The organism is Aggregatilinea sp. (assembly GCF_036822615.1).
In the GTDB taxonomy this organism is placed as follows: domain Bacteria; phylum Chloroflexota; class Anaerolineae; order Aggregatilineales; family Aggregatilineaceae; genus Aggregatilinea.
This window is the reverse complement of sequence record NZ_DAISHJ010000045.1, coordinates 25,216-35,041: the sequence shown is the minus strand read 5'-3', so window position 1 is coordinate 35,041 and position 9,826 is coordinate 25,216. Positions and strand designations below refer to the sequence as shown.

Annotated in this window: 12 protein-coding genes; 7 read left to right on the top strand and 5 right to left on the bottom strand. The window is 63.8% G+C overall.

The window, feature by feature from the left end; translation table 11 throughout:
* Window positions 1–976 (top strand): radical SAM protein (locus tag V7116_RS14030; RefSeq protein WP_324392562.1); only part of this gene is annotated, 976 nt, incomplete at its 5' end.
* 9 nt (window positions 977–985) lie between these two features.
* On the opposite strand, the gene V7116_RS14025 is transcribed toward V7116_RS14030, so the two are convergent.
* On the bottom strand, window positions 986–1,477 hold the full coding sequence (locus tag V7116_RS14025) for a DUF488 domain-containing protein (protein ID WP_324392561.1): 492 nt from the start codon (window positions 1,475–1,477) through the stop codon (window positions 986–988).
* Window positions 1,478–1,623: 146 nt separating this feature from the next.
* Here V7116_RS14025 and V7116_RS14020 point away from each other — a divergent pair, with 146 nt between their 5' ends.
* The 4 genes from V7116_RS14020 to V7116_RS14005 all read left to right on the top strand — a co-directional run bounded on the left by V7116_RS14020 (window position 1,624) and on the right by V7116_RS14005 (window position 4,956).
* Entirely contained in the window at window positions 1,624–2,724 is a 1,101-nt protein-coding gene (locus V7116_RS14020) for a glycosyltransferase (protein ID WP_324392560.1), read from the top strand.
* Window positions 2,725–2,839: 115 nt separating this feature from the next.
* Window positions 2,840–3,625 (top strand): HAD family hydrolase, encoded by a 786-nt coding sequence (locus V7116_RS14015; RefSeq protein ID WP_324392559.1) that lies wholly within the window; start codon window positions 2,840–2,842, stop codon window positions 3,623–3,625.
* Window positions 3,612–4,148 (top strand): shikimate kinase, encoded by a 537-nt coding sequence (locus V7116_RS14010; protein ID WP_324392558.1) that lies wholly within the window; start codon window positions 3,612–3,614, stop codon window positions 4,146–4,148. Before V7116_RS14015 ends, V7116_RS14010 begins: the two co-directional genes overlap by 14 nt.
* Before the next feature lie 28 nt (window positions 4,149–4,176).
* On the top strand, window positions 4,177–4,956 hold the full coding sequence (locus V7116_RS14005; RefSeq protein WP_324392557.1) for a carbon-nitrogen family hydrolase: 780 nt from the start codon (window positions 4,177–4,179) through the stop codon (window positions 4,954–4,956).
* Window positions 4,957–5,190: 234 nt separating this feature from the next.
* On the opposite strand, the gene V7116_RS14000 is transcribed toward V7116_RS14005, so the two are convergent.
* Entirely contained in the window at window positions 5,191–6,054 is an 864-nt protein-coding gene (locus tag V7116_RS14000; protein ID WP_324392556.1) for a hypothetical protein, read from the bottom strand.
* On the bottom strand, window positions 6,051–6,617 hold the full coding sequence (locus tag V7116_RS13995; RefSeq protein WP_324392555.1) for an NUDIX hydrolase: 567 nt from the start codon (window positions 6,615–6,617) through the stop codon (window positions 6,051–6,053). Before V7116_RS13995 ends, V7116_RS14000 begins: the two co-directional genes overlap by 4 nt.
* Window positions 6,618–6,861: 244 nt before the next feature.
* Between V7116_RS13995 and V7116_RS13990 the strand changes: the two genes are divergently transcribed.
* Together V7116_RS13990 and gatC are read left to right on the top strand one after the other, a co-directional pair.
* Window positions 6,862–7,866 (top strand): WD40 repeat domain-containing protein, encoded by a 1,005-nt coding sequence (locus V7116_RS13990; RefSeq protein WP_324392554.1) that lies wholly within the window; start codon window positions 6,862–6,864, stop codon window positions 7,864–7,866.
* 110 nt (window positions 7,867–7,976) lie between these two features.
* Window positions 7,977–8,279, top strand: a complete 303-nt coding sequence (gene gatC / locus V7116_RS13985) for an Asp-tRNA(Asn)/Glu-tRNA(Gln) amidotransferase subunit GatC (RefSeq protein WP_324392553.1) — start codon at window positions 7,977–7,979, stop codon at window positions 8,277–8,279.
* A gap of 85 nt (window positions 8,280–8,364) precedes the next feature.
* Here the strand turns inward: gatC and pyrH are convergent, their stop codons facing one another.
* Together pyrH and tsf are read right to left on the bottom strand one after the other, a co-directional pair.
* Window positions 8,365–9,102 carry a UMP kinase gene (gene pyrH / locus V7116_RS13980; protein WP_324392552.1) on the bottom strand — a complete coding sequence of 246 codons (738 nt, stop codon included), beginning with the start codon at window positions 9,100–9,102 and terminating at the stop codon, window positions 8,365–8,367.
* Between the two features lie 107 nt (window positions 9,103–9,209).
* Window positions 9,210–9,824, bottom strand: a complete 615-nt coding sequence (tsf, locus tag V7116_RS13975) for a translation elongation factor Ts (RefSeq protein ID WP_324392551.1) — start codon at window positions 9,822–9,824, stop codon at window positions 9,210–9,212.
* Between the last annotated feature and the right edge of the window lie 2 nt (window positions 9,825–9,826).

The following is a 9,826-nucleotide window of genomic DNA, read 5'->3' as shown; positions in this document are numbered from 1 at the left end:
GAGCGAGGTCGAGGGGCGGGCGCGGGCGCAGATGGCCGCGCTGTACGGCGCGATCCGGTCCGGCGCGGCGGCGCTCAGCGGATCGCTGGACGCGCAGGCGCAAACCGGCTTCGAGCGGGCGATCGCCTTCGACGCGGAACGCTCGGCGGCGGACGCTGCGCGCTACCTGGACGTGTACCAGCCGGTGGGCATCCTGCCGCCGGACCAGTATTTTTCGGTCGTGTTGCAGCTGGCCGAGGGCTGCTCGTTCAATACGTGCACCTTCTGCACGTTCTATCGTGACCGCGCGTTTCGCATCAAGCCGCCGGACGCGTTCCGCGAGCACGCGCTGGCCGTGCGCGACTTCCTCGGCGACGGGCTGAGCCTGCGCCGCACGATCTTTTTGGGCGACGCGAACGCGCTGGTGATCCCGATGAAACTGCTGCTGCCGCTGGTGGACATCGTGCACGAGGTCTACGACGTGGATCGGCTGGGCGGGCTGTATGCCTTTCTGGACGGGTTTAGCGGGCATAAAAAATCCGCGAGCGACTACGCCACCCTGCGCGAGCGCGGCCTGAAGACGGTCTACATCGGCATGGAGAGCGGCCACGCGCCGCTGCTGAAGTTCCTGAAGAAGCCCGGCCAGCCGGAAGACGTGGTGGAGGCCGTACGCGCGATCAAGGCGGGCGGCGTGTCGGTGGGCGTGATCGTGCTGCTGGGCGCGGGCGGGCAGCAGTACGCGGCGGCGCACGTGCGGGACACCATCGACGCGATCAACGCGATGGGCCTGGATATGGACGACCTGATTTACTTCTCCGAGCTGGTGGTCAGCGAAGGCATGGACTACGCGCGCGACGCCTACGACGCCGGGCTGACGCCGCTCACGCCGGAAGAACGCATCGCGCAGGGCGAGCAGATCGAGCGTGGACTGCGCTTTTCGCCCGACGGCGGCGTGCCGCACATCAGCCGGTATGACATCCGGGAGTTTGTGTACTGAGGCGGATGTTTACGGCAGCAGGTGCCGCACCTCGACGCCGAGATCGTGGGCGAGGCGGTCCGCCAGCAGCGAGCGGTGGCAGGCGTCCGGCCAGCACTCGACGCAGCAGAGGGTGATGATTTCTGCGCTGTCGCCCAGGGCTTCGAGGAACGCGTCCACATCGAAAACACTCAAAACCTCGCGCTGGTAGGCGTCGATGAACGGCGCGCTGAGGGTCGTCCGCCCGCGCTTGCCCGTCCCGGCCTTCTTGTCGACGGCCTGCTGGTTCTTGCGGATCGCGTCCGACGGGGCGAGGTCTTTCAGATGCTGGTAGCGGATGCCGAGCGCTTCCAGCCGGGTTTGCAGGCGCTGGCTGTTGGCGAAGGCATATTCCGGCCCGCGCACGCCGCGCCGGAACCGGACATCGCAGAAGGTATCGACTTTTGCGGCGGTGAGTGTCTCGAAAAAGTGGTCTTCAGTGAAGCCGTAAACGCCTATCGTCGTGATCAGCTTGAGTGCCATCCTGATCTCTCCCTCCGCGTCAAGCGCCACCGGCGAGGCTTCAAATTTGTAACTTCCGGGCGGGTCTATAAACTCTTCAGGGCATCACATCTTTGTGCAGCGGTGCGACGCGGCTGCATTATAGCACGGTCAGGTGGGCGGTCGTCTTGAAAATCCTCATGCTTTCGAAGGCGCTCGTGGTGGGCGCGTACCAGCGCAAGCTGGAAGAAATGGCGCGGCTGCCGGACGTCGATCTGCGCGTGCTGGTCCCGCCAAGCTGGAAGGATCCGCGCGGCGACCTGCGGCTGGAGCGCGCGCACGTCGAGGGGTACGATCTGCGCGTCACCCCGATCCGGCTCAACGGCAATTTCCACCTGCATACCTATCCCCGCCTGGGGGCGGAGATCCGCGACTTCCGCCCGGACGTGGTGCACATCGACGAGGAGCCGTACAACGCCGCGACGTGGCAGGCGTTGTGGCACGCGCGCCGCGCCGGGGCTAAAACCCTGTTCTTTAGCTGGCAGAACATCGCACGCCGCTACCCGCCGCCGTTCAGTTGGGGCGAGCGCTGGGTGCTGCGGCACGTCGATCGCGCGATTATGGGCACGCAGAGCGCGGCGGACGTGTGGCGGGCGAAGGGCTACACCGGGGCGCTGACGGTGATCCCGCAGTTCGGCGTCGATCCTGTCCTGTTCAGCCCACCGGAAATGCCGCGATCCGGCGAGGAGCCGTTCACGGTCGGGTTCGCGGGGCGGCTGGTGGAGGAGAAAGGCGGCGCGGATCTGCTCGATGCGCTGACACAGCTCCCGGTCCCGTGGCGGCTGCGCATCGCGGGGGATGGGCCGGAAAAGGACGCGCTGATCGCGCAGGCGGGGCGATTGGGCGCGGCGGATCGGCTCAGTTTCGTGGCGCTGCCCTCGACCGAAATGCCGACTTATTACCGGGGCCTGGATGCGCTGGTCATCCCGTCGCTGACGCGGCCCAACTGGAAGGAACAGTTCGGGCGCGTGATCGTGGAGGCGATGGCGTGCGGCGTGCCTGTGGTGGGGTCCGACAGCGGCGCGATCCCGGACGTGATCGGGGACGCGGGGCGTATCGTGCCGGAAGGCGACGTGGCCGCGCTGGCCGCCGCGCTGCGCGATCTGGCAGTTTCGCCCGAACTGCGGCGCGATCTCGGCGCGCGTGGGCGGGATCGAGTGCTCGGCCAGTTCACGCAGGCGCAGGTTGCTGTGCAAACCGTCGAGGTCTACCGGGCCCTGGTATGTTAGAATAGAGGGATTAGGATCAATTCCGCAATCCTGCGTTAATGGTTATGTCCGATGCGGAAGATGATTAGGCGCGCCCCAGTGCAGGCGCGAGACTCGTGAAATAGGATTGGCGCGGATGCTGAAGGCAGTCATTTTCGACCTGGATCAAACACTAGTGGATTGGGATGCCGCCGAACCGTGGGAAGATTACCAGGTGCGGCGGCTTCAACGTGTGTTCAACTTCGTGAACAGCGACCTGTACCCGCTGCCGGACGTGGACGTGACCCGGTTCATCACCTCGTTCGCCAACCGGCTCGGGCAGGCGTGGGCGGACAGCGTGGAAAGTTTCGTCGCGCCGAGCGTCGTGCGGGTGCTAACCGACGCCCTGATCGAGTTGGGGGTTCCGCCGGATCGCGTGGATCTCGACCGGCTGATGCGGGCGTATGACTGGCAGCCGCCCGAAGGCGAGCGCGCGTATCCCGACGTGCTGGAAGTGCTGCCCACACTGCGCGATCACGGCGTCGAGCTGGGGATCATCACCAACGCGTCGCTGTCGATGATCTACCGCGACCGCGAACTGCAGGCATTTGGACTGATCGACCTGTTCCCCAACTGCCGCATCGCCGCTGTGGACGTGGGCGTGATCAAGCCGCACCCCGTGATCTTCGAGAAAGCGCTGGATCTGCTGGATATCGAGCCGCACGAGGCGGCGTTCGTGGGCGATAACATCGAAGCGGATATTCGCGGCGCGCGGGATGTCGGCATGCGGGCCGTGCTGCGTTTGCGGGCAGGCGAGCGCCCGACTTATAACGGCGTCGTGCCGGACGGGACGATCGTCACGATGCACGATCTACTGCCGCTGCTGGACGGGTGGTATCCCGGCTGGCGCAGCAATGGGGCGGGATCGTATGACGCTGCATGACAATGCCCCCTACCGCAGCCTCGCGCTGACCGGACCGATGGGCGTGGGCAAGACGCCGATCGGTCGATTGGTGGCGCGTAAGCTGGGCGCGACGTTTTACGACCTGGAAACCGAGATCCTCACGCGCGAGGGGCAGTCGGTGGACGAGATCCGCGAGCTGTTCGGTGAGGCGCGGCTGAACGCGCTGGAAACGACTGCGATCCGCGACCTGTCGCTGAACCGGCACTCGGTGCTGGTGATTTCCGGCTCCGCGATGCTGGACGAGTCGAGCCGCGCGCGGCTGACCGAGATGGGGCCGGTGCTCACCCTGACCTGCGCGGTGAATGAGATTTTGCGGCGGTTGTACGTGGCGCGCGGGGCGTGGTTCCACAACCCGAACAACCGCGCGACGCTGCTCAGCCGCCTCAAGCGCGAATGGCGCGTCACGACGCTCGATCTTCCCCAACTCGACACCTCGCGTCTTTCAGTCGATCAGGCGGCAGATGCCGTGATAGAATTCTGGTTAAGTCACGCCACGCTGTAAGGCGGGCGGGTGTCGAAAGGAAGACCCAATGACCACATTGAATGTGGCCCTCGCGCAGATCAACGTTCGCAAAGGGGAGCCGCGGATCAACTGGACGCATGTGCAGGATGTCATCGCGCAGGCGACGGCACGCGGCGCGAATATGGTGGTGCTCCCGGAGCTGTGGGACGCCGGAATGGCGTACGACCGCGGGCGCGAAATCGCCAGCAACCTCAGCGGCGGGCTGTTTGCGCAGGTCGCGGCACTGGCCCGACAGAACAACATCTTCATTTTCGGCTCGATGTATGAAAAGCGCGGCGTGGGCGTTTACAACACCTGCGCGGTATTTTCGCCGCGCGCAGGTGTGGCGGGCGCGTACCGTAAGCTGCACCTGTTCCCGCTGTCGAACGAGGACAAGTGGCTGAACGCGGGCGAATCGCCGCTGGCCGTCGATTTGCCGTGGGGGCGCACCGGATTTGGCATCTGCTACGATCTGCGCTTCCCGGAACTGTTCCGGCGCTATGCGGAGGACGGCGCGCAGGTGATCATCCTCCCGGCGTCGTGGCCGCATCCGCGCCTGGAACATTACCGCACCCTGCTGCGCGCGCGGGCCATCGAAAACCAGTGCTACATGATCGCGGTCAACCGCACTGGTACGGACGCGGACGACGGCACGCAGTATTTCGGCCATTCGTGCGTGATCGATCCGTGGGGAGAGACCGCGCTGGAAGTGGGCGAGCAGGAAGGGCTGTACACCGTCACGATCGATCTGGATATGATCGCGGAGGTCCGGCGCAAGATCCCCGCGCTGCAAGGGCGGATTCTGTAACGAGGATTTTTCGGTGGTGGGTAGGCGGTAGAAACAAGGGCCACCTCACCCCCGGCATCAAATCAAAACACCAGCGGTGGTAACCGTAGGGGTAGAGCTTGCTCTACCCGTTTTTGTTCTTAACGGGCGATGCTTGCATCGCCCCTACGAAAAACAGTTCATTTGTCCCTTGAGGGGGCTCAACTTGATGCGTGTGGGCGACAAATGCGCCCGAAAATTTGCTTTGCAGGTCGTTTACCCCAACGGCCCGGCGCTTTGACCCTCTGCCGGGAAGATCGCGTAAATGCGCCCGTCCATGCCGGTGAGCATCGAGCCGCGCTCGAAGTCCTGCCACGTCGCATTGTAGGGCGTTTCGCCGCTCGTGCCCCAGCCGAGCGCGTCGCGGATCGACTGGTTGCTGCGCCACACGAGGCCGAAGCCGCGCACCGGCTGCAAGCGACCCTCCGGCGCGGCGAACGCCGGATCGTCGGCGGGCATGCCTTCCGTCCAGCTGTCCCCGACCTGCCAGAACTGCCCGGAGGTCGCCAGCGCGTAAATCTGGGACGTGTCGCGCCAGATCATCTGCCCGCGCTCGAACGGCTGCCCGACCAGCTGCAGCGAGAGCGCGCCGCTCAGCGCGCAGCCGAGCCGGTCCTGGGCCTGCGTGTAGGCGCTGGTGAACGACGAGGCGACGGGCGTGGTGCATCCGCTGACCCCGGTGCCGGTGCCGCTGCTGCCGGAGATCACCGGGCTGCTGCCGGACGACACGCCATAGCCGGGATTGACCACGTAGGGCGCGATGGTCGGGACAGGCTCGCCATCGACGCTTTCGGCGGTGGATTCGCCCAGGAAGATCCCGACGTAAGGCGTCAGGGTGGGGGTGGGCAGCAGGGGCGCGGGCGTTTCGGTGGCCTGCGCCACGGCAACGGCCTGTTCCTCGCCGCCTGAAACGAGCGCGGTCGGCGTCTCGGAGAGCACGACCGTCGCCAGCACCTTCGGCATGGAGTCGATGCGGACCAGCAGCGGCGCATCCCCTTCGGGCGTGGGATCGTCCCCACTGCACGCGGCCAGCAGCATCACCAGCCCGATTAACAGCCCCGGCAGCACGCGGCGGATCATGCGTCACGCTCCGCGAGATAGGCGCGGATGGCTGGCTCGGCCAGCAGCAGCGCCAGCGCGCTCGGCCCGTCCTTGATCGCGCCCTCGTGCGTCAGGCGCAGCGCCTCGTCCGCGGGCAGGACGCGCAGCGTGATATGCTCGGTTGTTTCGCGCTCCGGCTCGTCCAGCGTCACGCCGAGCGCCAGATAGACGTGCGCACGTTCGTTGCCGATGCCGTTCATGGTGAAGTACTCCGTCACCGGGACGAGCCGCTCCGCCGCCCCGCCGATTTCCTCGCGCAACTCGCGGGCGGCCATCGCCTGCGGATCGACGCCCGGCTCGATGTTGCCCGCCGGGATTTCCAGACACCACTCGTCGATGGCGTAGCGGTACTGGTCGATGAGCACGATGTGACCGTCCGCCGTCACGGGGATGATCCACACCGCGTCCGGCTTCTCGACCACGGTATACGTCAGGCGCTCGCCGGACCGGTCGGCCAATTCGTCCTGGCGCAGAGAATACCATTTGCTCTGCCACAGCATGCGGCTGGACAGTGTGCGATATGGGCGTTCGTGATCCACCATAACCCACTTTCGGCGTGCGATTGCGTTGGTTGTCACGTGGGATTTTACGGATGAAGGCGGGTTTGCGCCAGCAACGGCAAGTCGTTAGTGATTTAGTTGTTGGTTGTTAGTTAAGGCCAAGCGTGCGCTCGGCGCTCAACTACTGTTCGCCAGCGCCTGAAGTTATACTGGTGCTACGACGTGTAACATCTACGTTTAACGGGCGTATGCTTTCTTAAAGCAACACGTCGTAAGGAGCGCCGCCATGCTTCTGCAAAAACAACATCGTTTCTACCTTCTGACGTGCATGAGCATTATCCTGCTTTCAATGTTGGCCTGTGGATTGAGTGATTTGAGTGAACCGCTCCTCGTCGCTCGCTACTGGGCCGTAGATTGGCGCCCTGACGGGCAGCAGGTCGCGGCAATAGAACTGGACAATCTCACCGTATTCACGGACACGCTGCAAGAGAGCAGGTCAACTTCTCTTGGCGCTTCCTCAATCGCATGGCACCCGGATGGAACCCTTATTGCAGTTGGTAACGGAAAATCCGTGGTCATTTTAGAGGGAGCGACGCTTGTAGGGTTACAACTCATCAGGGTTCCCCAAAATCGCGCTGTCGCGTGGAGTCCAGACGGCGAGCTATTGGCTGTCAGCGCCGGTGCAGATATTGAACTCTGGGCGCTCTCGTTACAAGACAACCAGACCCCGAGCCTGCATCAAGTTCGCGTACTCACAGGGCACCAGGACACGATCGCGTCTGTTGCATGGAATTCTGACAGTCGCAGGGTCGCAAGCATAAGCCAGGGCGGGAGTATACAGGTTTTTGACGCTCAAACGGGAGAGGTCGAGTGCGTCCTGTTTCTGCCAACGAAAAGCGAGCCGTTTGGCTCAATCCTCTCGATCGATTGGAAACCCTCAAGCAATTGGGTTGCAGTGACAGAGAGTAATTCCTCAAAAATCCTGATTTGGGATACTGCCGCTGAGAAAGTGGTCAAGAGCTTGAGTGGAGGGCAGAGCCATCAGGTATCAGTGGAATGGAGCCCGGATGGCAGCTATCTGGCAGGTGTGGGTCGGAAAGGGATTACGATCTGGGAAGTTGATGCAGGGCGTATCCTTAACACCTTTGCGCCAGAAGAAGCCTATTTTCTGGATGCGAGCTGGCGCGCGGATGGGCAAAAAATCGCAGTTGCTGGCGATATCAAGAATCATCCCACCATCTGGATTTGGGACATCGTATCAGGGGCGTCGACAGCGGAAACCCAGCCATAGTGCTTTGGATTCGGTAACGCTGCCTGCGGATCATTAAAAACTAACGACTGCGTTTTTCCGCGTTATAATCCCCGGGCATTGCCTCACCGCACAAACGGAGCGACCCGCCCATGAAACTCGACCGCGCGACCGTAGAGCACATCGCCAACCTCGCCAAGCTGGACCTGACCGACAACGAGATCGAGCGTTATGCGGAGCAGCTTTCCGCGATCCTCGACTATGCCGAGCGGCTGAACGAGGTGGACACGTCCGCCATCCCGCCGACCGCGTCCGTGCTGCCGCTGCGCAGCGTGCTGCGTCCCGACGAGGCGCGCGAGTCGCTGCCGCGCGACGTGGCGCTGTCCAACGCGGCGGATACCGCCGAGGGGCAGTTCCGCGTGGAAGCCGTGCTCGATGGGGGCGGCGGCGCGTAAGGGCGATCTGTTACGTCAGAGATCAAGAACACCTCCCGGCGGACTGCCAGGAGGTGTTCTTTTTTGGGTTGGGAGCGGTGGGGTGCTACTCGGCGTCGATGATCGTGCCGACCTGATGCCCCAGCACCGCGTCGTAGAGGCTGCGGTCGTCCCAGATGTTGAGCACGATCAGCGGCATCTTGTTGTCCATGCAGAGCGTGATGGCGGTGAGGTCCATGACCCGCACGCGGTATTCGATGGCCTGCGAATAGGTCAGGCGGTCGAAGCGCGTCGCGTCGGGGTTGCGCTTGGGGTCGTCGGTGTAAACGCCGTCGACCTGCGTGCCCTTGATAATCACGTCCGCGTTGATTTCCATTGCGCGCAGGGCCGCGGCGGTGTCGGTGGTGAAGTAGGGGTTGCCCGTGCCGCCTGCGATGATCACCACGCGGCCTTTTTCCATGTGGCGAATGGCGCGCAGCCGAATGTACGGCTCGGCAACCTGATTCATTTGCAGCGCCGTCTGCACGCGCGTCGGCACGCCCAGGCGTTCCAGCGCGTCTTGCAGCGCCAGCCCGTTCATAACCGTCGCGATCATGCCCATGTGATCCGCGGTGGCCTGTTCCATGCCCTGCGCCACGCCGCGCGCGCCGCGCCACAGGTTGCCCGCGCCGATGACCATCCCGACCTGGACGCCCAGGTCATAAACGGACTTGATCTTGGTGGCGATCGTTTCTGCTTGATCGGGATCGATGCCGCAGCCGCCCGGCCCGGCCAGGACTTCGCCACTCAGCTTCAGGACGATGCGCCCGTATTTCGGGCCTATAGGCGAGGTGTTGGTGGTCATACCGGCTCCTTATCTCGTTGGTCGCAGCATACGGGGGAGTACAGCAGGCGCAAAAAGGGGGGATTAAGGTGTCCCCTAATCCCCCCTCGCTCAGTCATGCGAAAGGCTTACGCCTCGTCGGCTGCGCTGCTTTGGCCCACTTCGAAGCGGGCAAAGCGGCTGAGGGTGATGTTTTCACCCAGCTCAGCGATTGCGCGGGTGATCATCTCGCCGATGGTTACGCTGTCGTCCTTGATGAACGGCTGCTCCACCAGGGCCAGCTCCTCGTAGAATTTCGCCATGCGGCCATCCACGATCTTGTCCACAACCGCTTCGGGCTTGCCTTCGTCGAGGGCACGGCGGCGCTGAAGATCGCGCTCGGCGTCAACGACGCTCTGCGGGATGTCTTCGCGGCGGACGTACTCGGGAGCCAGATTGGCGATCTGAAGCGCGATGTCGTTCGCCAGCGTGCGGAAGATGTCGGTCTTCGCCACAAAGTCGGTTTCGCAGTTCAGCTCGATCATGACGCCGAGGCGGTTGTTGTGGTGCAGGTAGACGTGAATGATCCCGTCGTTGGTGGCGCGGCCAGCCTTCTTGGCAGCCTTCGCCAGACCCTTTTCGCGCAGGAAGTCAGCGGCGCGCGTCATGTCGCCTTCAAACTGCTGGAGCGCGTTCTTGCAGTCCAGCGGACCGGCCCCGGTCGCGTCGCGGAGTTCCTTGACCTGTTGTGCGGTAATCGCCATCG

What these genes read in the sequence shown, in the direction of transcription:
- V7116_RS14000 (WP_324392556.1), bottom strand. Translation starts at nt 6,054, where the DNA reads ATGATCCGCCGCGTGCTGCCGGGGCTGTTAATCGGGCTGGTGATGCTG.
- V7116_RS13990 (WP_324392554.1), top strand. Translation starts at nt 6,862, where the DNA reads ATGCTTCTGCAAAAACAACATCGTTTCTACCTTCTGACGTGCATGAGC.
- gatC (WP_324392553.1), top strand. Translation starts at nt 7,977, where the DNA reads ATGAAACTCGACCGCGCGACCGTAGAGCACATCGCCAACCTCGCCAAG.
- V7116_RS14010 (WP_324392558.1), top strand. Translation starts at nt 3,612, where the DNA reads ATGACGCTGCATGACAATGCCCCCTACCGCAGCCTCGCGCTGACCGGA.
- tsf (WP_324392551.1), bottom strand. Translation starts at nt 9,824, where the DNA reads ATGGCGATTACCGCACAACAGGTCAAGGAACTCCGCGACGCGACCGGG.
- V7116_RS14015 (WP_324392559.1), top strand. Translation starts at nt 2,840, where the DNA reads ATGCTGAAGGCAGTCATTTTCGACCTGGATCAAACACTAGTGGATTGG.
- pyrH (WP_324392552.1), bottom strand. Translation starts at nt 9,102, where the DNA reads ATGACCACCAACACCTCGCCTATAGGCCCGAAATACGGGCGCATCGTC.
- V7116_RS14025 (WP_324392561.1), bottom strand. Translation starts at nt 1,477, where the DNA reads ATGGCACTCAAGCTGATCACGACGATAGGCGTTTACGGCTTCACTGAA.
- V7116_RS14005 (WP_324392557.1), top strand. Translation starts at nt 4,177, where the DNA reads ATGACCACATTGAATGTGGCCCTCGCGCAGATCAACGTTCGCAAAGGG.
- V7116_RS13995 (WP_324392555.1), bottom strand. Translation starts at nt 6,617, where the DNA reads ATGGTGGATCACGAACGCCCATATCGCACACTGTCCAGCCGCATGCTG.